The sequence below is a fragment of the Pseudonocardia xinjiangensis genome (assembly GCF_050948425.1).
Lineage (GTDB): Bacteria > Actinomycetota > Actinomycetes > Mycobacteriales > Pseudonocardiaceae > Pseudonocardia > Pseudonocardia xinjiangensis.
In genome coordinates, this window is sequence record NZ_CP192009.1 from 7,193,099 (window position 1) to 7,217,884 (window position 24,786).

The 24,786-nt window shown below is 72.1% G+C and carries 25 protein-coding genes; 6 read left to right on the forward strand and 19 right to left on the reverse strand.

Translation table 11 applies throughout. The features are described 5' to 3' along the window. Positions 1–112: 112 nt before the first annotated feature. Both ACQPZA_RS33950 and ACQPZA_RS33955 read left to right on the forward strand, forming a co-directional pair. Positions 113–1,579 carry a DUF5667 domain-containing protein gene (locus ACQPZA_RS33950; RefSeq protein ID WP_433276270.1) on the forward strand — a complete coding sequence of 489 codons (1,467 nt, stop codon included), beginning with the start codon at positions 113–115 and terminating at the stop codon, positions 1,577–1,579. Positions 1,580–1,810: 231 nt separating this feature from the next. After that, positions 1,811–2,683, forward strand: a complete 873-nt coding sequence (locus tag ACQPZA_RS33955; protein ID WP_169399276.1) for an HAD family hydrolase — start codon at positions 1,811–1,813, stop codon at positions 2,681–2,683. 9 nt (positions 2,684–2,692) lie between these two features. Here ACQPZA_RS33955 and ACQPZA_RS33960 read toward each other — a convergent pair whose 3' ends face one another. The 16 genes from ACQPZA_RS33960 to ACQPZA_RS34035 all read right to left on the reverse strand — a co-directional run bounded on the left by ACQPZA_RS33960 (position 2,693) and on the right by ACQPZA_RS34035 (position 19,060). Further along, on the reverse strand, positions 2,693–3,739 hold the full coding sequence (locus ACQPZA_RS33960; RefSeq protein ID WP_433276272.1) for a lysophospholipid acyltransferase family protein: 1,047 nt from the start codon (positions 3,737–3,739) through the stop codon (positions 2,693–2,695). 89 nt (positions 3,740–3,828) lie between these two features. Then, positions 3,829–4,866: an NAD-dependent epimerase/dehydratase family protein gene (locus tag ACQPZA_RS33965; protein WP_169399269.1), complete on the reverse strand. Its 1,038-nt coding sequence runs from the start codon at positions 4,864–4,866 to the stop codon at positions 3,829–3,831. Positions 4,867–5,028: 162 nt separating this feature from the next. After that, complete coding sequence (locus tag ACQPZA_RS33970; protein WP_010241351.1) at positions 5,029–5,130, reverse strand: 30S ribosomal protein bS22; 102 nt, start codon at positions 5,128–5,130, stop codon at positions 5,029–5,031. A gap of 180 nt (positions 5,131–5,310) precedes the next feature. After that, positions 5,311–5,520, reverse strand: a complete 210-nt coding sequence (locus ACQPZA_RS33975) for a helix-turn-helix domain-containing protein (protein WP_169399268.1) — start codon at positions 5,518–5,520, stop codon at positions 5,311–5,313. Positions 5,521–5,744: 224 nt separating this feature from the next. Beyond that, complete coding sequence (gene proC / locus ACQPZA_RS33980) at positions 5,745–6,557, reverse strand: pyrroline-5-carboxylate reductase (RefSeq protein WP_433276276.1); 813 nt, start codon at positions 6,555–6,557, stop codon at positions 5,745–5,747. 56 nt (positions 6,558–6,613) lie between these two features. Continuing rightward, on the reverse strand, positions 6,614–7,459 hold the full coding sequence (locus tag ACQPZA_RS33985) for a thioesterase family protein (RefSeq protein WP_433276278.1): 846 nt from the start codon (positions 7,457–7,459) through the stop codon (positions 6,614–6,616). Positions 7,460–7,564: 105 nt separating this feature from the next. Then, entirely contained in the window at positions 7,565–8,416 is an 852-nt protein-coding gene (locus ACQPZA_RS33990; protein ID WP_433276280.1) for a sugar phosphate isomerase/epimerase family protein, read from the reverse strand. Next, a complete protein-coding gene (locus ACQPZA_RS33995; RefSeq protein WP_433276282.1) occupies positions 8,413–10,074 on the reverse strand; it encodes a hypothetical protein in 1,662 nt (553 codons plus the stop codon). The genes ACQPZA_RS33990 and ACQPZA_RS33995 overlap by 4 nt, the downstream gene beginning before the upstream one ends. Then, a complete protein-coding gene (locus tag ACQPZA_RS34000) occupies positions 10,071–11,081 on the reverse strand; it encodes a hypothetical protein (RefSeq protein ID WP_433276283.1) in 1,011 nt (336 codons plus the stop codon). The genes ACQPZA_RS33995 and ACQPZA_RS34000 overlap by 4 nt, the downstream gene beginning before the upstream one ends. A gap of 122 nt (positions 11,082–11,203) precedes the next feature. Then, positions 11,204–13,432 (reverse strand): molybdopterin cofactor-binding domain-containing protein, encoded by a 2,229-nt coding sequence (locus ACQPZA_RS34005; protein ID WP_433276285.1) that lies wholly within the window; start codon positions 13,430–13,432, stop codon positions 11,204–11,206. Between the two features lie 10 nt (positions 13,433–13,442). After that, positions 13,443–14,426: an FAD binding domain-containing protein gene (locus ACQPZA_RS34010; RefSeq protein WP_169397413.1), complete on the reverse strand. Its 984-nt coding sequence runs from the start codon at positions 14,424–14,426 to the stop codon at positions 13,443–13,445. Next, entirely contained in the window at positions 14,423–14,932 is a 510-nt protein-coding gene (locus ACQPZA_RS34015) for a 2Fe-2S iron-sulfur cluster-binding protein (RefSeq protein WP_433283103.1), read from the reverse strand. Before ACQPZA_RS34015 ends, ACQPZA_RS34010 begins: the two co-directional genes overlap by 4 nt. Before the next feature lie 743 nt (positions 14,933–15,675). Next, on the reverse strand, positions 15,676–16,365 hold the full coding sequence (locus ACQPZA_RS34020; RefSeq protein ID WP_169397411.1) for a response regulator transcription factor: 690 nt from the start codon (positions 16,363–16,365) through the stop codon (positions 15,676–15,678). Next, positions 16,362–17,591 (reverse strand): sensor histidine kinase, encoded by a 1,230-nt coding sequence (locus ACQPZA_RS34025; protein WP_433276287.1) that lies wholly within the window; start codon positions 17,589–17,591, stop codon positions 16,362–16,364. The genes ACQPZA_RS34020 and ACQPZA_RS34025 overlap by 4 nt, the downstream gene beginning before the upstream one ends. A gap of 153 nt (positions 17,592–17,744) precedes the next feature. Further along, the gene (locus ACQPZA_RS34030) at positions 17,745–18,488 is read right to left on the reverse strand and encodes a phosphoglyceromutase (RefSeq protein ID WP_169397409.1); all 744 of its coding nucleotides are present in this window, start codon (positions 18,486–18,488) and stop codon (positions 17,745–17,747) included. A 50-nt stretch (positions 18,489–18,538) separates the two neighbouring features. After that, complete coding sequence (locus tag ACQPZA_RS34035; protein WP_312859247.1) at positions 18,539–19,060, reverse strand: MarR family winged helix-turn-helix transcriptional regulator; 522 nt, start codon at positions 19,058–19,060, stop codon at positions 18,539–18,541. A 50-nt stretch (positions 19,061–19,110) separates the two neighbouring features. Between ACQPZA_RS34035 and ACQPZA_RS34040 the strand changes: the two genes are divergently transcribed. Further along, positions 19,111–19,647, forward strand: coding sequence for a VOC family protein (locus ACQPZA_RS34040; RefSeq protein ID WP_312859246.1), 537 nt, complete (start codon positions 19,111–19,113; stop codon positions 19,645–19,647). Positions 19,648–19,656: 9 nt separating this feature from the next. On the opposite strand, the gene ACQPZA_RS34045 is transcribed toward ACQPZA_RS34040, so the two are convergent. From ACQPZA_RS34045 to ACQPZA_RS34055, 3 genes are all read right to left on the reverse strand, one after another. Beyond that, positions 19,657–20,412, reverse strand: a complete 756-nt coding sequence (locus ACQPZA_RS34045; RefSeq protein WP_433276290.1) for a GntR family transcriptional regulator — start codon at positions 20,410–20,412, stop codon at positions 19,657–19,659. 66 nt (positions 20,413–20,478) lie between these two features. Next, the gene (locus tag ACQPZA_RS34050; RefSeq protein WP_433276292.1) at positions 20,479–20,931 is read right to left on the reverse strand and encodes a MarR family winged helix-turn-helix transcriptional regulator; all 453 of its coding nucleotides are present in this window, start codon (positions 20,929–20,931) and stop codon (positions 20,479–20,481) included. Positions 20,932–20,991: 60 nt separating this feature from the next. Further along, complete coding sequence (locus ACQPZA_RS34055) at positions 20,992–21,654, reverse strand: FadR/GntR family transcriptional regulator (RefSeq protein WP_433276294.1); 663 nt, start codon at positions 21,652–21,654, stop codon at positions 20,992–20,994. A 142-nt stretch (positions 21,655–21,796) separates the two neighbouring features. On the opposite strand from ACQPZA_RS34055, the gene ACQPZA_RS34060 reads away from it, so the two are divergent. Genes ACQPZA_RS34060 through ACQPZA_RS34070 form a run of 3 tightly spaced genes read left to right on the forward strand, consistent with a single transcriptional unit; the run spans position 21,797 to position 24,785 of the window. After that, positions 21,797–22,675: a fumarylacetoacetate hydrolase family protein gene (locus ACQPZA_RS34060; RefSeq protein WP_433276296.1), complete on the forward strand. Its 879-nt coding sequence runs from the start codon at positions 21,797–21,799 to the stop codon at positions 22,673–22,675. A 12-nt stretch (positions 22,676–22,687) separates the two neighbouring features. Next, positions 22,688–23,449, forward strand: coding sequence for an alpha/beta fold hydrolase (locus ACQPZA_RS34065; RefSeq protein ID WP_433276298.1), 762 nt, complete (start codon positions 22,688–22,690; stop codon positions 23,447–23,449). A 43-nt stretch (positions 23,450–23,492) separates the two neighbouring features. Next, positions 23,493–24,785 carry a metal-dependent hydrolase family protein gene (locus ACQPZA_RS34070; RefSeq protein WP_169397403.1) on the forward strand — a complete coding sequence of 431 codons (1,293 nt, stop codon included), beginning with the start codon at positions 23,493–23,495 and terminating at the stop codon, positions 24,783–24,785. The last annotated feature ends 1 nt before the right edge of the window (position 24,786 follow it).

Genomic DNA, 24,786 nt, shown 5'->3' on the forward strand with positions numbered 1-24,786 from the left:
GTCTTAACCCCGTAACCGGCTGCCCCAGGGCTCGTTGTACTGCTGAACGTCGCGCCACGCACCACCACGGCGCGCAGACTGACAGCGCAGGGATGCAGTGAGGACGGCCAACATGCCCGCCGGACAGGGCAAGGACGCAGAGCGGTTCGCCGCCGCCGTGGAGCAGGGGCTACCCCCCGGCTTCGCGGACGACGACGACCTCGCCCGGGAGCTGGAGATCGTGGCGATGCTGCGGTCCCACGGCGCGGCCTTCGCGCCGGACCCGGACGCGAAGGCGCGTGCGAAGCAGCGGCTCATGGCCATGCTCGCCGCCGAGCAGGGCGACCGGCATGGAAGCGGTCCCCGTCCACCCGTCCCACCACCGTCGGCGGAGGAGCAGACCGCTCCGCTCGGCCGGATCCTCGAGCCCGCCTTCCCGGTGCAGGAGGAGACCAACGCCTCCGCCGTCACCGGCAAGATCGCGGCCTACGCCGGTCGGCCCGACGAGACCTCCGACGCCGCCACCGAGGTGGCCACCACCGCTGTGGAGGCCCCCACCACCACGGCAGCCGCTCGTCCGGGGCGCCACGGCGCGCGGCACAGCACGCCGAACCGTCCCGCCGGCCGGTCCCGCGCCTCGCGCAGGCCCGCGGCGAGTGGGCTGCGCCGCCGGGCGGTGCTCGTCGGCACCGCGGCGATGGTCATGCTGCTCGCGATCGCCGGTGGCGGGATCTTCGCCAGCCGCAACGCGTTGCCCGGCGACAACCTGTACGCGCTCAAGCGGGCAGCCGAGTCGGCCGGTCTCGCCCTGACCTTCGACAACGCGGCGAAGGCCCGACGCCACCTCGACAACGCCTCCACCAGGCTCGACGAGGTGGAGAAGATGGTCGGGCGCAACCCGCAGGCTCCCGTCGGGCCCCAGCTGGTCGCGTCCGCGATCCAGGAGTTCGACGCGGCCACGGGCGAGGGCTCACGCATCCTGCTCGCCACCGACGACACCGGTGGCGACCCGGCCGCGATCGGCGACCTCCGCACGTGGGCCTCCACGCAGGCGGAGCGGCTGAACTCGCTGCGTCCCGAACTGCCCGTGCCCGCCGCGGCCGACGCCGACGGCGCCATCGACCTGCTCGACCGGCTCGTCGGGCGGACCGAGGCGCTGACAGCACGCTCGTCCTGCTCGGAGGTCTCCTCCGGCGCCGACGACCTGGGCCCGCTGCCGGCCAGGGGCGCGTGTGCTCCCCGGCCGGCCGACCCGGAGTCCACGAAGGCGGGCTCCACCAGCGACGAGGAGCAGCCCTCGAGGCAGCACAGCTCGGACACCACCTCGCCGGACGGGTCCGAGGACCCGTCGTCCAGCGCGGTGACCGGCACTCCGGGCCCGGGCGAGCCGCCCGCGCTGCTGCCCGACATCGACACCGACGGGACGCCGCTCGACGGCCGTTCGCAGGAACAGGGCTCGGACGAGGACGACACGTCCAGCGCCACGAGGCCGAGGACGCCGAGCAACAACCAGAACGACGACGACTCCCCGCCGTCGTTCCTGCCCCAGATCACGCTGCCCCCGCTGCTTCCGGGGCTGCCGGGGATCACCATCGGCTGACATCGAGCGTCCGGAGACCGAACACGAGGCCGCCGCGGAGATCACCTTCCGCGGCGGTCTCGTCGTCCGTCACGCCGCCCGAAACGCACCGTCCGACCGGACCCGCCAGTAGGGTGGCAGGGGACCCGATCCGCATCCGGAGGCCCGTAGGTGGTTGGAGAAGAAGAGCCCGGCGAACCCCTCTCGCCCACGGGTTCCGGTGAGCTCACGGGCGCCACGGAGACCCCGGGCGTGCTCGACGCGGCCACCTCGGCCGATCCGGCGGTGCGTGCCGGTGAGGCGGCTGCGGCCGCCGCTGTGGCGGCAGGCGACAGCGGCCCGGCCGACGTCCCGCTGACCGACCTCACCGCGGCTGCCTTCTTCGACGTCGACAACACGATGATGGTCGGCGCGTCGATCTTCCACTTCGCGCGCGGCCTGGCCGCACGGAAGTTCTTCACCACCGCCGACCTCGCCGGGTTCGCGTGGCAACAGATCAAGTTCCGGATCGGCGGCCGCGAGACCACGTACTCCACCACCACGGGGCGCGACACCGCGCTGTCGTTCGTGGCTGGCCGCACGGTCGCGGAGATCACCGAGCTGGGCGAGGAGATCTACGACGAGCTGATGGCCGACCGCATCTGGGCCGGCACTCGCGCGCTCGCCCAGATGCACCTCGACGCCGGTCAGCGGGTCTGGCTCGTCACCGCCACGCCCGTCGAGCTGGCCCTGATCATCGCGCGGCGGCTGGGGCTCACCGGTGCCCTCGGCACCGTGGCCGAGAGCGTCGACGGGAAGTACACCGGGCGCCTGGTCGGCGAGATCCTGCACGGTCCGGCCAAGGCCCATGCGGTGCGTGCGCTGGCCGTCACGGAAGGCCTCGACCTGCGCCGCTGCACGGCCTACTCCGACTCCGTCAACGACGTGCCGATGCTCTCCGCCGTCGGCACGGCGGTGGCCGTCAACCCCGACTCCGAGCTCCGGGACGTCGCCAAGGAACGGGGCTGGCAGATCCGGGACTTCCGCACCGGCCGCAAGGCCGCGCGGATCGGCGTGCCGTCCGTGATCGGCGCAGGTGCCATCGCCGGGGCGGTGGCCGCCGGCCTGGCGGCCCGCAAGCGGTGACTGCGCTCCCTACCCGAGGAACGCGTTGCGCCGCTGGCTCAGCAGCCGGTAGAGGGTGTGCTGGATGGTCTCGCGCACCTGGTCGGTCAGGTTGAACACCGTCATCGGGTCGTCCGCCTCGGCGGCACCGATCGAGTCGGTGTAAATGGGCTCGCCGAACTCGATGTACCACTTCGACGGCAGCGGAATCAGCCCGAGCGGGCCCAGCAGCGGGAACAGCGGCGTCACCGGGAAGTACGGCGCCCCGAACAGCCGGGCCAGCGGCTTCAGGTCCCCGATCTTCGGATAGGTCTCCTCCGCACCCACGATGGAGCACGGGATGATCGGCACGCCGGTACGGAGCGCGGCCGACACGAAGCCACCGCGGCCGAAGCGCTGCAGCTTGTACCGGTCCCGGAACGGCTTGCCGACGCCCTTGAAGCCTTCCGGCCACACCCCGACGAGCTCGCCCGTCGACATCAGCCGTTCCGCGTCCGGGGTGCATGCCAGCGTGCTTCCCTGCTTGCGGGCGAGCGAGCCCGCCACCGGCAACCGGAACATGAAGTCGGCGCCGAGCATGCGCAGGTGCCGCTGGGCCGGGTGGTCGTCGTGCAGGGCCACGGCCGTCATCAACGCGTCGAGCGGCAGCGTGCCCGAGTGGTTGGACACGACGAGCGCTCCGCCGCTGTCCGGGACGTTCCGCATGCCGATCGTCTCCACGCGGAACCACTTCTGGTACAGCGGCCGCAGCGCGGGGAGCAGCAGGTTGTCGGTGAGGTCGGCGTCGAACCCGAAGTCGTCCACCGCGTAGTCCCCGGAGAACCTCCGCCGCAGGAACGCGAGCGACTCGGTGAGCGCCTCCTCCCACGCCGGCGGGGTGGCCTCGGTGGCCGGCTCGGGTGCAGGCCCGGGGTCCGTACCGGCGTCCGCGCCGGCCGGCCGGGCGTGGCCGTTCGTATGGCCATTCGCATGGCCGTTCGAGTGGCCGTTCGTGTGGCCGTTGGTCTGCCCGCCGGAACGCCACTGCGGATGGCCCTCGTCGTCGACGTGCAACGGGATGATGCGGGCCTCGGACACGACGCCCTCCCCTGCTGGTGATGTGCCTGCCGGTGATGTCCCTGTCGGTGCTGCCCCTGCTGGTGCTGTCACGGGCCTGCGGCGCTGCGTCATCGCAACGACCTCGCGGCACCGAGGAGCCGTCGTTCCAGCGACTCGACCTGCTGCGGACCGATGACCGGACGCAGCGCTCGGCCGCGTACGTAGTCGTCGAAGGCCTGCACCGTGGTCCAGCGCGGGCTGAAGCCGAACTGGCGCCGGAGCCTGCCGTTGTCGACCACCCGGCCGAAGTTGAGCAGGCGCATCTGCTCCGGGGAGAAGTCGACCAGGCGGGCGCCGCGGAAGACGCGGCTGACGGGCCCGACCGCTGCGCTGGGTACGGGCACCGGGATGCGGCCGGCCCGGCGGATGGCCTGCGACAGCAGCAGCACACCGTCGGCGGCGACGTTGAAGACGCCGGGGATCTCCTCGCTGGCCGCACGCTCGAGCACGGCGAGCGCGTCCTCCTCGTGCAGCAGCTGCACGCGTGCGTCGTAACCGAGCACGGTGGGAACCACCGGCAGCGCGAAGTAGCGCGTGAACACCGTGTCGATGCGCGGGCCGATGAAGTTGGAGAACCTCAGGACCGTGACCGACACGTCGGGACGGCGGCGGGCGAACCCGCGCAGATAGCCCTCGATCTCGGCGGCGTCCTTCGCGTAGCCGCCGGACGGGAGGTCCTTCGGTGTCATGGACTCGTCGAAGATGGCCGGGTCGCGCGAGCTGGAGCCGTACACGGCGGTGGTGGACTTGAGCACCATCCGGCGTACCGACGGCGCCTTCTGGCACGCCGCGAGGAGCTGCATCGTCCCGATGACGTTCATCTCCTTCATCGCCGTGCGGCCACCGGACGAGCCGGGGTTGGCCGAGAGCGACGCGTGGACGACGGTGTCGACCGACGCGGTGGAGATGACCTTCGCGATCAGGGGGTTGCGGATGTCGGCGCGCACGAACTCGGCACGGCCCATCCGGCGTAGCAGATCGCGCGGGGGCGGCACGGTGTCTACGGCCAGCACGCGCTCGATCGCGGGGTTCGCCGCCAGACGGGCAGCGAGGTGGCCACCCAGAAAACGGCTCACCCCCGTGACGAGCACGACGGAAGGCGTCATGGCTCTACCCCAGGAATGCGGTCGGATGCATCGAGTGACCGATGCTAGACCTCCCAGGGCCGCGCAGGGTGTGAGGTGAGCGGGCACACCGGGCCGGGCGAACTTCGTAGCTCGGCCGGGTGAACCGCGGCGCGGCCGGCGACATGGCGCCGGCCGCTGCCGTCACTTGCCGAGCTTGCGACGCTGCACGCGGGTCTTGCGCAGAAGCTTGCGGTGCTTCTTCTTCGACATCCGCTTGCGGCGCTTCTTGATGACTGAACCCATGCGTGGCGACCCTTCCTGGTCGTGGAGCGGCCCGCGACGAGCCACTGGTGTGCGGTGATGTGCCCGGCCGGCTACCGCGCGACGAGCGCGCGTCTGACCGGGCGATGACCGGGGGCCCACTCTACCGGGCAGTTCCCACTGCGCTGCGCCCGCCGGGCGGTGAACGGTGCTCCGACGGCGTCAGCCTGCGTCGAAGTAGGCGGTGCGGAGGTACTCCTCGACCGCTCGCTTGGGCACCCGGAAGGAACGGCCGACACGTGCGGCAGGCAGGTCCCCACCGTGCACCAGGCGGTACACCGTCATCTTCGAGACCCGCATCATCGCCGCGACCTCGGCCACCGTCAGGAATTGCACCTGCGCGAGGTGGATCTCAGGGGGCTCGGACGGCATCCGATCACCGCTTTCGTGGTCGCACCGGACGTCCCCGGCTGCGGCCGGGTACGGCACCAGATGTTCCCCGTGAGCTTAGCGGTGCCGGTGTGACGGCTTCGACACCCCCAGGGCACTCCGTTGCGGAATTCAGCCCCGCGTCAGGGTGACATCACTAGGCCGTTCGGGCTCCGGGCCCGTCCGAAGGGTCAGCGCTGCCCGCCGGGCGCTCCCCGTACGAATGATCAGCGTTGCTCCGCCGCCCGGCCCAGCTCCACGGACCGGTCGTGCGCGGCCTCGATCGCCGCGATGAGGGCCGCTCGCACCCCGTGGCGCTCGAGCTCGCGGATCGCGGCGATCGTCGTCCCGGCCGGAGAGGTGACGGCCTCCCGCAGGATCACCGGATGGTCGTTCGACTCGCGCAGCATCCGGGCCGCGCCGAACGCCGACTGGACGATCAGGTCGGCGGCCACCGCTCGGGGCAGGCCGAGCAGGATCCCCGCGTCGATCATCGCCTCGACGAGGAAGAAGAAGTAGGCCGGTCCCGAACCGGAGAGCGCCGTGACGGCGTCCTGCTGCGACTCGGGCACCCGGACGACCCGGCCGACCGCGACGAGCAGCTTCTCCACCGTCGCGAGGTGGTCGTCGGTGGCGTGGCTGCCCGGAGAGATCGCGCTCATCGCCTCCCCCACCAGCATTGGGGTGTTCGGCATGACCCGGACCACCGGCGTGCCGGCAGGCAGTGCACCCTCGAAGAGGGCCGTGGACAGTCCCGCACACAGCGACACCACCAGGGTCCCGGGCCGGAGTGCGGGCGCCAGCTCCGCGAGGACGGGCGTGATGTCCTGCGGCTTGACGGCCACCACCACGATGTCGGCGACCTCGGCGGCGCCCGCCACGTCGACGGCTGCCACCCCGAGCCGCGCCGTGAGGTCGGCGGCCCGCTCGGGGTGCCGCTCGGTGAACACCAACTCCTCGGTGCTGCGACCCGCGGCCAGCAGTCCCGCCAGCAGCGCCTCTCCGATCTTCCCCGCACCGAGCACAGCGATCCGTGTCATGGAGCTGACGGTAACCCTGCAGCCCGCAGGGCCACCGCGCCCGGGCGGCTGTCGGGTCAGCGGGCGAGTGGTGCCAGCGCCAGCTGCCTGGCCTGACAGACCAGGCGCCCCGCGGCGTCGATCACGGTGACGTCCTCGTCGAACCACGGCCCGACAACGGCGCTCGACCGCGACTCCATCCGCAGCCAGCCCGGCGCGGGCCGGGCCCGCAGCAGGGCGGTGAGCTGCACGGTGGGCGCCCAGCCGAGCGTGCCGCCCAGGTTGAACACCGACGGCGGCAGGATGTCGCCTGCCAGCACGGCGAAGAGGACGTCGGTCGGCTCGTCACGCGGGCGGACCCACCCGCGGACGACGGGCTGTCCCGTCCCCCCTCGCTCGGGGGCGACCGTCCGGGCGTCGAGCCTCAGCTCGCAGGACCCGGCCAGCGTGAGCGGCCCCTCGCCCACGCCGGGGTCGATCGCGTCGGCTGGCGGCTCCGCAGCCAGGTCGGGCAGGTCCGTCCAGCGCGGCGGGTCGTCGGGGAGGCGGCCCGCGGTCACCGTGGCCGTGAGCATCGCCGTACCGTCCTGGCTCATCCGGACCGCCACGACCGAGGTGGTGCGGCCCAGCTTGAGCACCTCGGTGGTCAGCTCCACCGGACCGAGTGCGGGAGCGCGGAGGAAGTCAGCCGCCACCGACAGCGGGTCGGGCGCCGCCCCCGGCGCGTCACCGGCGAGCCTGGCCAGCCCCGCCTTGGTCAGCAGCGCCATCAGCAGGCCGCCGTGCGCCTTGGCGCCCAGGACGAAGCCGTGCCCGAGCTCAGCCGCGAACCGGCCGTCCCCGAGGGCCTCGATCGCGGTGGCACCGCGGAACGGCGGGGCCGACGGGCCACTCGACGAGCGGACGTCCGCGCGTGCCGTCACCGGGTCACGTCCTGGCGGGCGATCGGACGACAGTCTCCATCGAGCACCGCACAGAACTATCACCGTGGGCCACCCCGCCACAGCGGACGCAGGTGTGAGGTGCGTCTACCGCGAGGAGCGGGCGGGCTTGGGCACGCGGCGCGCTCCCGCCGTGGGCTGCAGATGCAGCCGTGCGAACAGCAGCGACTCGGCCAGCATCGCCGTGCGGTCGTAGCGGGTGCGGCAGCGGCGCGTGCTCACCTCGACGACGACCACGCCACCGAAGCCGCTGCCGGTGAGCCGCTCGCACACCTCGGCGCACGGCTGGGTGCCACGACCCGGCACGAGGTGCTCGTCGCGAGCGGCCCCGCTGCCGTCGGCGAGGTGGACGTGGGTGAGGCCGGCGCCCATCCGGTCGAGCATGGCGAGCGCGTCGGTGCCCGCTGCCGCGGTGTGCGAGAGGTCGAGCGTGTAGTGCGCGTGCCCGACCGCGGTGGGGTCGAACCCCGGGCTGTAGGGCACCGTGCGCACGCCGGACCGGACGACCGGGAACATGTTCTCCACCGCGAGCGAGACGTCGACATGCTCCCCGGCGCGTGCGACCTCGTCGGCGAACTGCCTGGCGTACCGGCGCTGCCAGCGGAACGGGGGGTGGATCACGACGGTGCGCGCCTCGAGGGTGGCCGCCGCGGCCACCGAGCGCCGGATCCGGACGATCGGGTCGGAGTTCCACACCCGCTGCGTGACGGCGAGGCACGGGGCGTGGACGGCCAGCACGGGCACGCCGTACCGGTCGGCGAGCCGGGCGACCGCGGCGACGTCCTGGCTCACCGGGTCGGACCAGACCATCAGCTCCACACCGTCGTACCCGAGCTCGGCGGCCAGCTCGAACGCCGCCGCCGTGGGCTCCGGGTAGACCGAAGCGGTGGAGAGGGCGACGGGCGCCGCCGGCCGGACCGCGGGCTGCACGGGCGTCATCTCCCCACGAGCACGAGAATCGCCGGTGACACCGTCAGAAGCAGGCCCACGAGCACGGCGAACACCGTGGTGCGCAGGTCGCTGTTGCGCAGGAGCGCGCGGACGACCACGACGAGACCCACCGTGACGAGCACCGCCGCGGCCAGTGCCACGACGGGAAGGCTGCGCCACAGGAAACGGAAGCCGACCCAGAGCGCGGCACCACCGATGGCGCCGACGATCCACTGGGCCACCACCGCGGCCCACACCTGGCCCGCCGAGTCGGCCAGCTTCTGCATGCCCGCCCGCTGACGGCGGCCGGCCCGCTGGTCCTGGTCGCCGTCCGGGTCGTCGTGCTCCAGGTCGTCGTCCTGGTCGCCGTGGAAGTCGTCGAGATCGACGCCCCCGAGCCCGGCCGGGTGGTCGTCGAAGTCGACGGGCGCCGAGGCCTCCGTGGGCGGCCCGCCGTCGTCGGCGGGTGCGCCGCGCCGTTCGCGGGTGCGGTCGCGGTGGTAGGCCTCCGCGCCGACGGGGGCCATGCCGATCTCCGTGGGCGGCCCGTCGTCGTCGGAATCGCGATCACCGGCGGCGGGTGCGCCGTACTCCGGGCGCCCGGAGGGGGCGAGGTCTGCCGGGGCGCCGGCCCGCCGGGACGCAGCGCGGCCGGGGGCGAGAGGGTCCAGCACGCCGGGACGGCCGTCACGCACGGGCGCCATCTGCTGGGTGGGGTGCTCCCGCACCGGGTTGTCGAGCGGCGAGCGGCCGTTGGCCGGACCCGGCCGCTCGGCGGGCCGGGGCGCCGGGGGGACGACCCGACCGGGCTCGGGCTTCGGGACGGGCGGAGCCACAGCCTCGCGGGGCCGCGACTCCCACGCCACGGCCTCCCGCCGGCCGTCACGCGGCTGGGGTTCCCTGGGCTGGGGCGTCCGGATCTGAGGCTCGCGCGGCGGGAACTCCCGGCCCTGTGACTCCCGGGTCAGCGGCTCCCGGGACAGGGGCTCCCGGGACAGGGGCTCCCGGGACAGGGGCTCCCGCGTTCCCTGCTGCCACGCCGGCTGGTCACGCTGGCGGGGCTGCAACGGGTCACGCCCCAACGGCTCCCGCGGCTGGGCCTCCCACGGCTGGGGCTCCCGGGCCCGCGGCTCCCGCGGCGGTGGCAGCTCGCGCGGCTGCGCCTCCCAGGGCTGGGGCTCGCGGGCGAGGGGCTGGGGTTCGCGGGACTGGGGTTCGCGCGGCTGGGGTTCGCGCGGCTGGGGTTCGCGCGGCTGGGGTTCGCGGGACTGGGGCTCCCACGGCTGCTTCTCACGCGGCTGGGGCTCCCACGGCTGCTGTTCGCGGGGCTGGGCCTCCCAGGGCTGCGGCTCACGCGCCCGGCGCTCCCGCGGCTCACCGGCGGACTCCCACGGCTGCGGCTCCCGCTCCGGCTGCCGGTGCGACGCCGGCTGGGCAGGCGACGGCACGCGTTCCCGCAACATCGACCGGTCGGGCTCAGCCGGCTGCCACTGCGCCGCGAACGACCCGGAGCCGTTGCTCGACGGGGGCGGCGGCGCAGCCTCCTCACCCGGTACGTCGTCAGCGGCACGACGGCGACGGCGACGGCCGGTCGCACCGGTGTCGCCGTGCTCGGCGAGCAGCTCGGCGACGGTGCGCTGACGCGGGTGGTCGGTATCGGAACTCATCCAGTCCACCGTGCCTCGTACGAGGTCAAGCTACCAAGTCCACCCAGGGCTTCCTGCGCCGAGCGGTCTATACGGGACATTCCATCGAGCGTGTCGAGTCTGCGGAGAATGACACCCTCCCGCAACGCCCACGGGCAGATCTCGAGCTGGGAGACCTGTAACGCCCGCATCGCCGCTTCGGCGACCAGTGCCCCGGCCACCAGCTGATGGGACCGGCTGGGGCTGACGCCCTCGAGCTCGGCCAGGTCGCCGGAGGACATCCGGGTGATGAACGCGGCGAGCTGCCGCAACCCCACCCGCGTGAGCACCCGGCGTGCCCGCGGACCAGCACTCGAGGGTGCCGCGCCCGTGAGCCGGGCCAGTGAACGGAACGTCTTGGACGTGCCGACGGCGAGATCCGGCGCCCCGGCCCGGCGCAGCCGGCGGGCCACGGGAGCGAGCTGGGCGTCGACGTGCTCACGGAGCCGGTCGATCTCGTGGCGGGACGGCGGGTCGGAGTGGAACCACTGACGGGTGAGCCGTCCGGCGCCCATCGGCAGCGACTCGGCGACGTCGGCGTGCTCGTCGAGCCCGGCCGCAAGCTCCAGCGACCCACCCCCGATGTCGAGCACGAGCAGCCTGCCCGCCGACCAGCCGTACCAGCGACGCACGGCGAGGAAGGTGTAGCGGGCCTCGTCCTCGCCCGGGAGCACCTCGAGGGAGACCCCCGTGCGGTGGCGCACCTCGGCCAGTACCGCCGAGGAGTTCGTGGCGTCGCGCAGGGCCGAGGTGGCGAACGCGAGCAGGTCGGCGCAGCCGGCTTCGGCCGCCGCGGCGCTCGCCCGCTGCACGGCTCCCACCAGTGCCTCGGCACCTGCCGCGGTGAGCGCGCCCGCCGGATCGAGGTGCTCCGCCAGCCGCAGTTCGACCTTGTCCGACGTCATCGGCGTGGGGTGGCCACCACGATGCGCGTCCACCACGAGGAGGTGGACGGTGTTGGAACCGACGTCAAGCACACCGAGGCGCACGTGATCAGGCTACTGCGCGCACGTGACGTACTCGTGACCGAACCCGTGACAACGAGCAACGAACAGTCACCGGTAGCCACCATCGGCTTTCGTTCATGCCTCTGACGTCGGCGTCTGTTGCGTCAGACCTCGGTGAGCGGCAGACCCGGCAGCACCTTCTCGATGGTGATCGGAAAATCACGCACGCGCACCCCGGTGGCGTTGAACACCGCGTTGGCGACCGCCGCACCGGCCCCGCAGATGCCCAGCTCACCGAGTCCCTTCACGCCGAGGACGTTGGCCTTGTCGTCGGACCCGTCGAGCATGACGGCGTCGATCTCGGGAATGTCGGCGTGGACGGGCACCAGGTACTGCGCGAGATCCCGGTTGACGAAGCCGCCGGACCGCATGTCCACGACCCCCTCTTCCGCGAGGGCCTGGCTCACGCCCCAGATCATGCCGCCGATCAGCTGCGAGCGCGCCGTCTTGGCGTTGAGGACGCGCCCCACCGAGAACACGCCCAGCATCCGCCGGAGCCGGATCTCGGCGGTGTCGGCGTCGACGCCCACCTCGGCGAAGTGGGCGCCGTAGGTGTGGATCGCGTACGCCCCGTAGTTCGGCTCCTCCGTCAGCAGGACGGTCTCCCCTTCCGCCTCGAGGCCTTCGGGACAGTTGCGCGTGACGATCTCGCCGAGCGCCTCGGACGCGCCGTCGATGCTCACGCTCCCGCCCGAGAACACCGCGCCTGCCGTGTCCAGGCCGTGCAGCGGGGAGCGCGCATCGCTGCTCGCCGCGGCCAGCAGCTTCTCCCGCAGCGCCGTGCACGCGTGATGGACCGCGGTGCTCGAGTTGCCTGCTCCCCACGATCCGCCGGAGCCCACGCTGGGCGGGAACTCGGAACGGCCGAGCTCGACCCGCACCCGGTCGGGCGGCAGGCCGAGCCCCTCGGCCGCCACCTGCGTCAGGATCGTGTAGGTCCCCGTGCCGATGTCGGTCATGTCCGACTCGACGACGGCGATCCCGTCCGGCCCCAACCGCACCGCCGCCTTGGTCGGGCCTTGCAGGTGCACCCGGATGGCGGCGGCCACGCCGTAGCCGACCAGCCATCGCCCGTCGCGTCGACGCGCGGGCTCGGGAAGGCGCCGCTCCCAGCCGAACCGGTCGGCCCCGTCGCGCAGGCACTCCACCAGGTGCCGGTCGCTGTACGGCACGCCGCGCTCAGGATCGACAGTGGGCTCGTTGCGGATCCGCAGCTCGACCGGGTCCATCCCCAGCGCATGGGCCAGCTCGTCCACCGCCGACTCGACCACCAGGAGACCGGGCGCCTCGCCGGGCGCGCGGACGTCCTCACCGCGCAGCACGTCGAGCGGTACCAGCCGGGTACTGGTCAGCCGATTCGGTGCGGCGTAGAGGCTGCGGGTGGCGGTGGCGGTCGGCTCGATGAACTCCACGTGCCGGTTGGTGTGCATCGTGACCTCGTGCGCGATCGCGACCAGCCGGCCGTCGCGCTCCGCACCGAGCCGGACCCGCTGACTGGAGGTGGGACGCACGCTGACGGAGCTGAACATCTGCTGCCGGGTCAGCGCCACCTTGACCGGCCGCTGCAGAGCCCTGGCGGCCATGGCCGCCAGGATCGTCTCGCCGTGGATCCGCAGCTTGGAACCGAAACCACCGCCGACGTACTGCGTGACGACGTGAACCCGCTCCGGGTCGAGCTCGAGGGTGGCCGCGATCGAGGCACGAGCCGCGTCGACGATCTGGCAGCTGGTGTACACGACCAGGTCGTCGCCATCCGGTACCACCAGGCACGCCGGCGGCTCCATCGGCTGGGAGAACTCGTACGGCGTGGTGTACCACTCGTCGACCTGGACCTCGGCGGTCCGGAGCCCGGCGTCGACATCGCCCACCGCGGTGTCGGCCGGGATGCCGAAGATCAGGCTCTCCGGCGCGTACGCCTGGTCCTGGCAGGCCGCGAAGTCGTAGGACCCCGGCTCTGCGGCGTACTCGACATCGACGAGATTGGCCGCCGTCCGCGCCTGCTCGAACGTCGCGGCGACGACCAGCGCCACGGGCTCACCGTGATGATGGACATCGGGCGAGCTGAGCGTGGGATAGGCGCGCCAGTACTCGAAGGGGACGGACAGGTCGCGGGCGCCCTGCGCCGGCGCGTTCTGGTGGGTCAGCACCAGGTGCACGCCGGGGGAGCTCTCGACGCGTGTGGTGTCGATCCCGGTGATACGTCCTCTGCCGATCGTCGCCCCGACGACGAAGCCGTAGAGGGGCTGGTCGCCGTCCCGGAACTCGTAGGCGTACGTGGCCCCGCCGGTGACCTTCAGCGGGCCGTCGACGCGGTTGAGAGCCTGTCCGATCATCGTGGCCTCCTCAGCTCGCCTGGGCCGCCTGCACGAGCGTGCGGCAGAGCGTGCGCCGGGCCAGGTCGATCTTGAAGTCGTTCTGGCCCTGCCCGACGGCGTCGCGCATCGCCGTCTCGGCGGCGGCGCGGTAGGTGGCCATCGTGGCGGGACGGCCCGTCAGGGCGGCCTCGGCATCCGCGGACCGCCATGGCTTGTGCGCCACGCCGCCGAACGCCACGCGGGCACTGCTGATCGTCCCGCGGTCCGTGGCGACGATCGCTGCCACGGAGACCAGCGCGAACTCGTAGGACGCGCGGTCGCGCACCTTGCGGTAGAGCTGCCGACCCGGCGGAGGCGGGGGCAGGATCACCGCCGTGATCATCTCGCCCGGCCGCAGAACGGTCTCGACATGCGGCGTGTCACCCGGCAGGCGATGGAAGTCCGCGATGTCGACGCGGCGCACGGACCTGTCGGCGTCGAGCAGCTCGATCTGGGCGTCCAGCACGCTCATCGCGACGGCCATGTCCGAGGGGTTGGTGGCGATACAGGAGTCGCTGGCGCCCAGTACCGCGTGTATCCGGTTGAACCCGCCGATCGCCGAACAGCCGGAGCCGGGATCCCGCTTGTTGCAGCCGGCGGCCGTGTCGTAGAAGTAGGGACACCGGGTGCGCTGCACCAGGTTGCCGCCGACGGACGCCTTGTTGCGCAGCTGACCCGAGGCGCCGGCCACCAGCGCCTGGCTCAGCACCGGGTACCGGGTACGCACCCGCGGGTCGGCCGCCACGTCCGAGTTAGCCGCCTGGGCACCGATCCGCAGTGCGCCGTCCTGCAGCTCGTCGACGTCGGCCAGGGGCAGCCTGCTGATGTCCACCAGATGGCTCGGCCGCTCGATCTCGAGCTTCATCAGATCGAGCAGGTTGGTGCCGCCGCTGATGAACGTCGCACCCGGTCTGGACGCGGCGGCGCACGCGCCCGGCACATCCGTCGCCCGCTCGTAGGTGAAGGGCCTCATGCGGGGCCCCCCTCGGCGACGACCCGGATGGCCGCGACGATGTTCGGGTAGGCGGCGCACCGGCAGACGTTGCCGCTCATCCGCTCGCGGATCTCCTCATCGGTCAACGCGATCTGCGAGGACGACACGTCTGCCGTGGCATGGCTGGGCCAACCGGCCGCCGCCTCGGCGAGCATGCCGACGGCGGAACAGATCTGACCCGACGTGCAGTAGCCGCACTGGAAGCCGTCGCACTCGACGAACGCCGCCTGCAGGGGGTGCAGGTGCCCGGGCTCACCCAGATCCTCGATCGTCACGATCTCGTCGTCCTCGTGCATCACGGCGAGCGTCAGGCAGGAGTTGATGCGCCGACCGTTGACGAGCACCGTGCAGGCGCCGCACTGCCCGTGGTCGCATCCCTTCTTGGTGCCCGTCAGTCCCAGATGTTCCCGCAGCGCGTCGAGCAGCGTCGTGCGCGTATCCACCTCGAGATCCCGCTTGGTCCCGTTGATTCTCAAGGTGATCATCGAGAGTTCGGGGATGTCCCGCAGGCCCGGTTCGATGTCGGTTTCGTCCGCCTTTGATGTGGTCAACACCGTCCTCCTTCTGGCCGCGATCCACCGCAACATCACGAACTCCGTGATCTGCGCGATCGGATCTTGCCCGAATGGACGTCGCCGATTGTGGCCACGCCACGACGACGACTCAGGGTCTCCCAGAAGGCCCTCATATCGCTAGAGCCGCGCGCCAGAATCAGGTTTTAGGCGCAATTCGGGGTGATCGTATCGACGTGGCTGGTCCGGATGAATGGCTCCGGTCCTTCGTTCAGCCGCGGGTGAGTACTCCGACTGCGTCGTCCCGGACGTGATCGCAGCGCTCGACGCCGGGTCGACCGCCGTCCGAGTGATCGGGAAACGACACCGTCACCGCCGGCATCCGGGCGGTTCCCGCGGGACGACCCGTCCACCCCGAAAGGCGCCGTGCCGATCCGGTCGGCGTGCCGGGTGTGATCGAACATGACGTGATGGTTCGCCCGTATCCGCCCCACCAGCATGAACGTGACGTCTAGGACAAACACGACGGCCACAGCACCAGAAGACCAGCGAGGAGGTTTCGCGCGCCTTCCGGCGGAAAAGATCCCCGCCGGTCCGGCCATCGGCGCCGTCAATCACCCCACCGATTCCGATCACCGAATTCGTGCGGAGGATCCGGGAGTCGGAGGAAACGGCAGGAAAGGCGGCCGCTCGGTCAGGGCGTCTCGGCCGGGCTGTCAGCCCTCGAACTTGTACCCCAGGCCACGGACGGTCACCAGGTGCTTGGGCGCCGAGGGGTCGGCCTCGACCTTGGAACGCAACCGCTTCACGTGGACGTCGAGGGTCTTCGTGTCACCGACGTAGTCGGCACCCCAGACCCGGTCGATCAGCTGTCCGCGGGTGAGCACCCGGCCGACGTTGCGCAGCAGGTACTCGAGCAGGTCGAACTCCTTGAGCGGCAGCGCCACGTCGTCGCCGTTGACCGACACGACGTGCCGCTCGACGTCCATCCGCACCGGGCCGGCCTCCAGCACGCCGGGCAGGCCGTCGACCTCGGTGGCGCCCTCGCCACCGCGGCGCAGGACGGCGCGGACGCGGGCGATGAGCTCCCGCGCGGAGTAGGGCTTGGTGACGTAGTCGTCGGCTCCGAGCTCGAGGCCGACGACCTTGTCGATCTCGCTGTCCCGGGCCGTGACCATGATCACCGGGACGGTGGAGCGGGTGCGGAGCGCCTTGCAGACGTCGGTGCCGCTCATGCCGGGCAGCATGAGGTCGAGCAGCACGATGTCGGCGCCGTTGCGGTCGAACTCCTCGAGCGCGTCCTGGCCGGTGGCGGCGACGGCGGTGGTGAACCCCTCCTTGCGGAGCAGGAACGCGAGGGGGTCGGCGAACGACTCCTCGTCCTCGACGATGAGCACTCTGGTCATGGCATCCTCACAGCTCCCCCGACGCGGTCGGGCAGTTCGGCTGGCCGCCGGGCAAGGTCGGCCGGGGTGGTGGTGTCGATGGCTTCGGCGCCGGTCTCGTCGTCGGGCTCGGCGTGGACGGGCAGCCGCATGGTGAAGGTCGACCCGGTGCCGGGGCTGCTCCAGAGCCGGACCTCGCCACCGTGGTTGGCGAGCACGTGCTTGACGATCGCGAGGCCGAGGCCGGTGCCCCCGGTGGCGCGCGAGCGGGCCGGGTCGACGCGGAAGAACCGCTCGAAGACCCGCTTCTGGTGCTCGGGGGCGATGCCGATGCCGCGGTCGGTGACGGCGATCTCCACCCAGCCGCCCTCCCGGCGCCGCGAGACCGACACCGAGGCCTCTGGCGGGGAGTAGGCGATGGCGTTCTCGACGAGGTTCGACAGCGCGGTGACGAGCAGCGTCAGGTCTCCCTCGACCTCCAGCCCGGTCGGCCGGTCGACGATGATCTCGATCCGCGCGGACTCGGCGGAGAGCCGGGAGCGGGCCAGCGCCTCGCGCACGACCTCGTCGACGTCGACGACGCCCATCTCGGGCAGCCGCTCGGCCCCGGTGAGCCGGGAGAGCGCGATCAGCTCGGTGACGAGGTTGCCCAGGCGGGTGGCCTCGTTGAGGATCTTCGTGCCGAACCGGCGCACCTCCACCGGATCGTCAGCGGCGTCGAGCACCGCCTCGGCCAGCAGCCCGACGGCGCCAACCGGGGTCTTGAGCTCGTGGCTGACGTTGGCCACGAAGTCCCGCCGGGTGGCCTCCAGCCGCACCGCGTCGGACGTGTCGCCCGCCTCGACCATGCTGAAGCCGTCGCCGAGCGGGCGCACGTGGGCGAGCACGGCAGCGGGCTCGCGGCCGCGGTGGTCGAGCGGCGAGAGGTCCACGGCCATCGACGACCCGGACTCCAGCACCTGTTGGCAGGCGGCGGCCGCGCGGGCATCGGGGCGCCCCAGCCGGACGACGCCGAGCTCCACGGCGCGTCCGTTGTGCAGCACCACCTCGCCGCCGCGGTTCAGTACCGCCAGTCCCTCGTCGGCCGACCGGAACACCCGCTGGAGGAGGTCCGCCATGGGCGGGCCGGGAACGGGTTCCGCTCTGGCCGGGGTGGCGTCATCGCCCCGGCGGCCCCATCGGACCCCGAGCACGAGACCGAGCACGAGCGCTCCGGCCGCGATTGCCACGCACAGCAGCGCGTTCACGACGGCATCGTAGGCAGGATCGTCACGCCCGAGCGCTGTTCATGCGCTGGTCGTGATGCTGCCGACTCCGCAGATCGACAGATTTCGGCCGTCGTTCACAGCTCGTTCACCCGGTCGAGAACCAGACACGGGTGGCCCGGACCCGGACCGTGGTCAGCGCCCCTGTGCCGCCACCGCCGCGGCGGCCGTGGCGGCGGCCTCGGGATCGAGGTAGGTGCCACCGCGCACAGTGGGCTGCAGGTCGTCGTCGAGGTCGTAGCGCAGCGGGATGCCCGTGGGGATGTTCAGCCCCACGATGTCGGCGTCGGAGACCCCGTCGAGGTGCTTGACCAGTGCGCGCAGCGAGTTGCCGTGCGCCGCGAGCAGCACGACCTTGCCGGCCTGCAGGTCGGGCACGACCGCCGACTCCCAGTAGGGCAGGAAGCGGGTGACGACGTCGGCCAGGCACTCGGTGCGCGGCAGCTCGATGCCCTGGTAGCGGGGGTCGCCGTCCTGGCTGAACTCGGATCCGGGCTCGATGAGCGGCGGCGGCACGTCGTAGGAGCGGCGCCACTCCATGAACTGCTCCTCGCCGAACTCGTCCAGCGTCTGCTTCTTGTTCTTGCCCTGCAGCGCGCCGTAGTGCCGTTCGTTGAGGCGCCAGTCGCGGCGCACCGGGATCCAGTGCCGGTCGCAGGCGTCGAGCGCGAGGTTGGCGGTGGAGATCGCGCGGCGGAGCAAGGAGGTGTGCACGACGTCGGGCAGCAGCCCGGTCTCCCGCATCAGCTCGCCGCCGCGGCGGGCCTCCTGCTCACCCGTCTCGGACAGCGGCACGTCCACCCATCCGGTGAACAGGTTCTCGGCGTTCCACACGCTCTGGCCGTGTCGCAGCAGCACCAGTGTTCCCATGGACGGCAACTCTGCCAGGCGAGGTCGACGATCACGTGACCACGGTCAGGGGCCGACGGTCAGTCGTCCCGGTGCTGCTCGTACTCCATGATCGCGTGCAGCAGCGCCTTGCCGCGGCGCTCCATCGGGAGCCCGGAGAGGATGGCGCCGCAGATCTGCCGCAGCTGGATGACCTGCTCCGGCGTCAGGCGGTCGAACACGGCCTCGCGCACGCTCCGGACGTGGCCCGGCGCCGCGGTGGCGAGGGCGGCGAAGCCCTCCTCGGTGAGCTCGGCCAAGGTGCTGCGCCGGTCGTCGGGGCACGGAACCCGGCGGATCCAGCCGTTGGCCTCGAGCCGGGCCACCGCGTGGGAGAGCCGGCTCTGCGAGCTCTGCGTCAGCGCGGCCAGGTCGCTCATCCGCAGCTTCCGCTCCGGGGTGTCCGAGAGCATGGCGAGGATCTGGTAGTAGGCATGGGACATCGACGAGTCGCGCTGCAGCTGCCGGTCCAGCGCGGCCTCGAGGAGCGTCGTCGTGGCCACGTAGGACAGCCACGTCTTCAGCTCATCAGCCGAAAGCCACCGATCCTCGTCACTGTCCACCAACCCAGCGTACCTAGAAGTTGAACCCTCACATTTCCTGGCGTACCGTCATGTTCGACACAGACTCGTCGGAGGACCGGATGCCCGTCCAACGTCTCAACCACGCCGTGCTCTACGTGCGCAACCTCGAGCGGAGCGTGCGCTTCTACACCGAGGCTCTGGGCTTCCGGGTCGTCAACCACATGCCGGGCCGCGCAGCCTTCCTGCAGGCCGAGGCGTCCACCAACGACCACGACCTGGGCCTGTTCCACCTCGGCAGCAGCGCGGGAGCGTCCCCGGCCGGCCGCAGCACGGTGGGGCTGTACCACCTGGCCTGGGAGGTCGACACCCTCGGTGAGCTGAAGCGGATCGCCGGCGTGCTCAGCGAGCACGGCGCACTGGTGGGGGCGTCGGACCACGGCTCGACCAAGGCGCTCTACGCCCACGACCCCGACGGTCTCGAGTTCGAGGTCAGCTGGCTCGTCCCGGCCGACCGGCTCACCGCGGACGACACGATCAAGACCGTCGCACTGGACATCGACGCCGAGATCGAGCGGTACGGCGAGCAGACGCAGGGCGGCGTCGGCGTCTCGTTCGCCGCGGGCTAGTGCGGCGGCTCAGGCCCCGTCCATCCGGTAGCCGTCCCTGGCCGAGAAGCGCGCGGTGACGCTGAACCGGTCGGCCCGGACGAGGGTCTGCCGCCACTCGACGGGCCGCTCGGCGGCACAACCGAGCCGGTCGATCATGAACGCGGCCACCCCGGGGCCGATGCCGAGCAGCTCGCGCTCCGCATGGCTGGGCACCACCGCCCGCACCCGCTCGCTCCCGCCGGTGACGCGCACCCCGCACCGGGACGCGTAGACGGTGTAGAGGGCCGTGCGGCTGAAGTCGACGTCGAGCAGGGGTGCGGCCAGCCGTTCCGGCAACCAGACGCGGTCGACGGCCAGCGGGTCGGAGTCGGCGAAGCGCAGGCGCTCCAGGTGCACCAGCGGCGTCGACTCCTCCAGCCCGAGCCGGGCGGCGACCACGCCGTCGGCACGCACGTCGAGGGTGCGCACGACGCTGCGCTGCACCTGGCCGGTGGCCTCCACCGCCGAGAACAGGCTGAAGATCTCCCCGAGCGGCTGCTCGATCTCCGCGGGCTGCGCCCGGCGCGGGGTACGGCCACGACCGGCGATGACGAGCCCCTCGTCCCGCAGCCGCCGCACCGCCTCGCGCACGGTGTGCCGGCTGACGCCGTACTCGGAGACCAGTGCCAGCTCACCGGGAAAGGCGACGGTGAACTCGTCGCGCTCGAGGCGGCGGCGGAGGTCGGCCAGCAGCTGCGCCCACAGCGGCTCCCCGGCGAGGCGGTCCAGGGTGCGGGCCGTCACGCGGAACCTCCCGGTGCGGGCGGTCGGGAGACGGGTGTCGCGTAGCTGCTCATGCGGGGTGGGCGCTCAGCCCGCGGCCGAGCGGAGCCGCCCGGCCAGCCCGTGCAGCAGCTCGCGGAGTGCGGCGCTCTCCGCGCGGCCCAGCCCGGTGGCCAGCCCGACCTGCTTCTGCGTGCTGACGACGTCCTGCTCCAGGGCGTGGCCCGCCGGCGTGAGCGCCACCAGCACCGAACGCTGGTCGCCGAGCTGCCGGGTGCGCCGGACGAACCCGAGGGCCTCCAGCCTCTGCAGCAGCGGGGAGAGCGTGCCCGTCTCCAGCTGCAACGCCTGCCCGATTCCGCTGACGGTGGTGTCGCCGCGCTCCCAGAGCACGAGCATCACCAGGTACTGCGGGTAGGTCAGCCCGATCGTGTCCAGCAGCGGCCGGTAGTAGCCCGTCATGGCACGGGAGGCCGCATAGAGGGCGAAGCACAGCTGCTCGTCGAGGGGTGTCGACCGCTCCGGTGCACGCTGTGCCATGCCTCCACCGTATGCCGCCGGATACGTCCCCGGCACCCCACGTCGACCGGCCGGCGAGGTTCAATGCCGACCCAGCAGGTTGTCGGAGACGTTCTGCAGGTGCCGGCGCATGCTGTCCCTGGCGCCGAGCGGGTCGCGGTCCCGGAGCGCCTCGACGATGGCGGTGTGCTCGTCGTGGTAGCGGCGGCGCCGGTCGGGGCTCGACGTGCGGCGCTTGAGACTGCCCCAGACCGGCAGGCTGCGCGCGGTGTTCATGACGTCGAACATGCTGATCAGCAGGCCGTTGTGCACGGCGAGGGCGATGGCCCGGTGCAGCCGGGCGTCCCAGGCCTCGAAGTCCTCGAAGCTCTCGCTGCCCTCGCCGCCACCCAGGCACGCGGCGATGCGGTCGAGGTCGGCCTGGGTGGCCACCCGGGCGGCGAGCTCCGCCACGGGCGGCTCGAGCAGGAGCCGGACCTGCATGATCTCGGCAGGGCTCGTGTCCGGCGGCGCACCGTCCGCCGGCGGGAGCCCGGCCTCGGTGAGGAAGGTGCCGCGCCCGACGTGCCGGATCACCACTCCGTCGCGCTCGAGGACGTCCAGGGCGCGCCGGATCGCGCTGCGCGGGGCGGACAGCTGCTCCACCAGGTCACGTTCCGTGGGCAGCTTGGAGCCCGGACCGAGCGTGCCGTCCTGCGTGCCCTGCACGAGCAGGGCACGCAGGGACTTCTCCACGGCCAACACGCAGACAGCGTACAGCACGCTGAACCAATCGTGACCAATCGGCGGGCTTGATCGACTTCCGGCTCCCTATCGACAGCGGTGCCAGGACGACGTACGGTCGATCAGGTCCGGATTGGTTCCTATTGGTTGAGATTGGTGAGCAATGAAGCTGGTGACCTTCTCCGCCGGGGCCGCGCCGCGGGTCGGCGTGATCAGTGCCGACGGGAGCGCCGTCCACGACGTCAGCGCGCTGCTCCCGGCCGGCTCCCGGGTACTCGACGTGATCGGGGCGTGGGACGACCTCGGCCCGGTTCTGCGCGAGCGGGCCGGCGAGCAGGAGGCGTTGCCGCTGGAGTCCGTCGAGCTGCAGGCACCGATCCCCGAGCCCCGCCGCAACATCTGGTGCGTCGGCAAGAACTACAGCGAACACGCCGCGGAGTTCGGCCGCAGCGGCTACGACACCCCGAGCCGCTCCGAGGCCATCCCGGACAAGCCGATCATGTTCACGAAGGCCACCACGGCCGTGACCGGTCCAGGCGCTCTCGTCGACCCCGGCCCCACCTCCGAGCTCGACTACGAGGGTGAGCTCACCGCGATCATCGGGAAGGGCGGCCGCGGCATCTCGCGCGAGGACGCCTACAGCCACGTGTGGGGCTACACGATCATCAACGACGTCACCGCGCGGGACGTGCAGCGCGACCACAAGCAGTGGCTGCTGGGCAAGTCGTTCGACACCCACTGCCCGATGGGGCCCTACGCCGTCACGGCCGACGAGATCGGCGACGTCACCGCGCTCGAGCTCGAGACCACCGTCAACGGGGAGCGCCGCCAGTTCGCGCCGCTGAAGGACCTGATCTTCGACGTGCCCGAGCTGATCGCCACGATCTCCGCAGGCACCACATTGCTGCCCGGCGACCTCATCGCCACCGGCACGCCCGCCGGGGTCGGCCTCGGTTTCGACCCGCCGCGCTTCCTCACCAGCGGCGACGTCGTCGAGATCACGGTCACCGGCCTGGGCACGCTGTCCAACCGCATCCGCTGAGAAAGGACCACTGTGCAGGTCAACGGTAAGGAACTCGCCGTCGAGGTCGAGGGGGACGGCCCCGCCGTGCTGCTCGTGCACGGCCTCGGGGGCACCTCGAACTTCTACCAGGTGCAGGCCGACGCGCTCGTCGACCGCTTCCGGGTGATCCGCGTCGACTCCGCGGGCGCGGGCCGCTCCCCGGTGGCCGACGGGATCAGCGTGGAGAGCCACGCCGACGATCTCGCCGCCGTTCTCACCGAGCTCGGTGTCGACAGCGCCAAGGTGGTCGGGCACTCGATGGGCACGCTCGTCGTGCGCGCGCTCGCCGCCCGCCACCCCGGCACGGTCTCCGGGCTCGCGCTGCTCGGCGCGGTGCGGGAGCCGGCCGAGGCCGGGCGCCAGGCCCAGCGCGACCGCGCCGCCGTCCTGCGGGAGAAGGGCACGGCCGCCGTCGCCCCGGCCGTCGTCGCCAATGCCGTCTCCGAGACCACCCGGCGCGACCGGCCGGAGGTCGCGGCGTTCGTCCGCGAGCTCGTGATGCGCCAGGACGCCGAGGGCTACGCCCGCAACTGCGAGGCACTCGCCGCCGCCACCGATCCCGGCCCCATCGACCCCGCCCTGCCGTTGCTGCTGGTCACCGGCTCCGACGACAAGGTCGGACCGCCCGAGGCGAGCCAGGAGCTCGCTGCAGCGCACGGCTCGGCGACCGTGGAGATCCTGCCCGGCGTCGGGCACTGGACCGCGCTGGAAGCGGCGCGCGCCACCACCGACCTCCTGCTCAAGTTCCTGTAGTTCCACCCGCAGCGCGTTTCACCTCAGTGACGAGGAGCCCACCATGCCCGTCCCGACGAACAAGATCCTGTTCCGCGGCGTCAGCATCCTCGACTCCACCGGAGCCGATCCCTACCCCGGCGACGTGCTGGTCGAGAACGACCGCATCGCCGCCGTCGGTGACGTAGACCCCGGTGCCACCGAAGGCGCGCGGGTGATCGAGGGCCGCGGACGCACCCTGATGTCCGGGCTCTGCGACGCCCACACGCACTTCAGCTGGAACAACAGCGCCGACCTCGACGGCCTGGGCACCCTGCCCGTCGAGGAGCACCTCCTGTTCTGCATCGAGTCGGCCCGGACCTACATCGACTCCGGCTACACGATGTGCCTCGGCGCCGCGTCGGCGAAGGACCGCCTCGACGTGGTCTGCCGCGATGCGATCAACGCAGGGCGCATCCCCGGCCCGCGCTACCTGGCCAACGGCCCGGAGATCGCCGTCACCGGCGGCGCGTTGATCAAGAGCATCACCAAGTTCGCCGACGGCCCCGAAGGCATGCGCAGGGCCGTCCGCGAGCTGATCGACATCGGCGTCGACCAGATCAAGCTGTCGATGACCGGTGAGGAGATCACCGGCACCCAGCGGGCCGAGGACACCTACTTCTCCGACGAGGAGACCGCCGCCGCGGTGACCGAGGCTCACCGGCGCGGCAAGCGGGTCTGCGCCCACGCCCGCAGCGCCGAGAGCGTGAAGATGTGCGTCCGGAACAAGGTCGACATCATCTACCACGCCAGCTTCACCGACGCCGAGGGCATGGACATGCTCGAGGCCAACAAGGACTGGGTGTTCGTGGCGCCCGGCATCAACTGGCTCGTCGCCACGCTCTACGAGGCCGAGTCGTTCGGGTTCCCGCAGGAGGCCGCCGAGGCCGTCGGCTACAAGAAGGAGCTCGACCAGGCGATCAAGGGCCTGCGCGAGATGCACCGGCGCGGCATCAGGGTGCTGCCCGGCGGCGACTACGGCTTCGCCTGGACCCCGCACGGCACCTACGCCCGCGACCTCGAGCACTTCGTGGAGCTGCTGGGGTTCACGCCGATGGAGGCGATCATCTCCGCCACCGCGTGGGGCGGGGAGATCATGCTCCGCCCCGACGAGCTGGGGAAGGTGCAGCCGGGCTACCTCGCCGACCTGCTGCTCGTCGACGGCGACCCGCTCGCCGACATCACGGTGCTGCAGGACCGCGACCGGCTCGACTACATCATGAAGGACGGGCGCTTCCACAAGGAGGCGGCCGACGAGCCGGCGCCGACGCCGCCCAACCCGGGCAGCGCCGACCGCAACGTGGCCGCCTCCGCCTGAC

What these genes read in the sequence shown, in the direction of transcription:
- ACQPZA_RS33950 (WP_433276270.1), top strand. Translation starts at nt 113, where the DNA reads ATGCCCGCCGGACAGGGCAAGGACGCAGAGCGGTTCGCCGCCGCCGTG.
- ACQPZA_RS34015 (WP_433283103.1), bottom strand. Translation starts at nt 14,932, where the DNA reads ATGATCACCTTGAGAATCAACGGGACCAAGCGGGATCTCGAGGTGGAT.
- ACQPZA_RS33995 (WP_433276282.1), bottom strand. Translation starts at nt 10,074, where the DNA reads ATGAGTTCCGATACCGACCACCCGCGTCAGCGCACCGTCGCCGAGCTG.
- ACQPZA_RS33970 (WP_010241351.1), bottom strand. Translation starts at nt 5,130, where the DNA reads ATGGGTTCAGTCATCAAGAAGCGCCGCAAGCGGATGTCGAAGAAGAAG.
- ACQPZA_RS33990 (WP_433276280.1), bottom strand. Translation starts at nt 8,416, where the DNA reads ATGACGCCCGTGCAGCCCGCGGTCCGGCCGGCGGCGCCCGTCGCCCTC.
- ACQPZA_RS34060 (WP_433276296.1), top strand. Translation starts at nt 21,797, where the DNA reads ATGAAGCTGGTGACCTTCTCCGCCGGGGCCGCGCCGCGGGTCGGCGTG.
- ACQPZA_RS34050 (WP_433276292.1), bottom strand. Translation starts at nt 20,931, where the DNA reads ATGGCACAGCGTGCACCGGAGCGGTCGACACCCCTCGACGAGCAGCTG.
- ACQPZA_RS33965 (WP_169399269.1), bottom strand. Translation starts at nt 4,866, where the DNA reads ATGACGCCTTCCGTCGTGCTCGTCACGGGGGTGAGCCGTTTTCTGGGT.
- ACQPZA_RS34010 (WP_169397413.1), bottom strand. Translation starts at nt 14,426, where the DNA reads ATGAGGCCCTTCACCTACGAGCGGGCGACGGATGTGCCGGGCGCGTGC.
- ACQPZA_RS34070 (WP_169397403.1), top strand. Translation starts at nt 23,493, where the DNA reads ATGCCCGTCCCGACGAACAAGATCCTGTTCCGCGGCGTCAGCATCCTC.
- proC (WP_433276276.1), bottom strand. Translation starts at nt 6,557, where the DNA reads ATGACACGGATCGCTGTGCTCGGTGCGGGGAAGATCGGAGAGGCGCTG.
- ACQPZA_RS34040 (WP_312859246.1), top strand. Translation starts at nt 19,111, where the DNA reads ATGTTCGACACAGACTCGTCGGAGGACCGGATGCCCGTCCAACGTCTC.
- ACQPZA_RS34020 (WP_169397411.1), bottom strand. Translation starts at nt 16,365, where the DNA reads ATGACCAGAGTGCTCATCGTCGAGGACGAGGAGTCGTTCGCCGACCCC.
- ACQPZA_RS33975 (WP_169399268.1), bottom strand. Translation starts at nt 5,520, where the DNA reads ATGCCGTCCGAGCCCCCTGAGATCCACCTCGCGCAGGTGCAATTCCTG.
- ACQPZA_RS34005 (WP_433276285.1), bottom strand. Translation starts at nt 13,432, where the DNA reads ATGATCGGACAGGCTCTCAACCGCGTCGACGGCCCGCTGAAGGTCACC.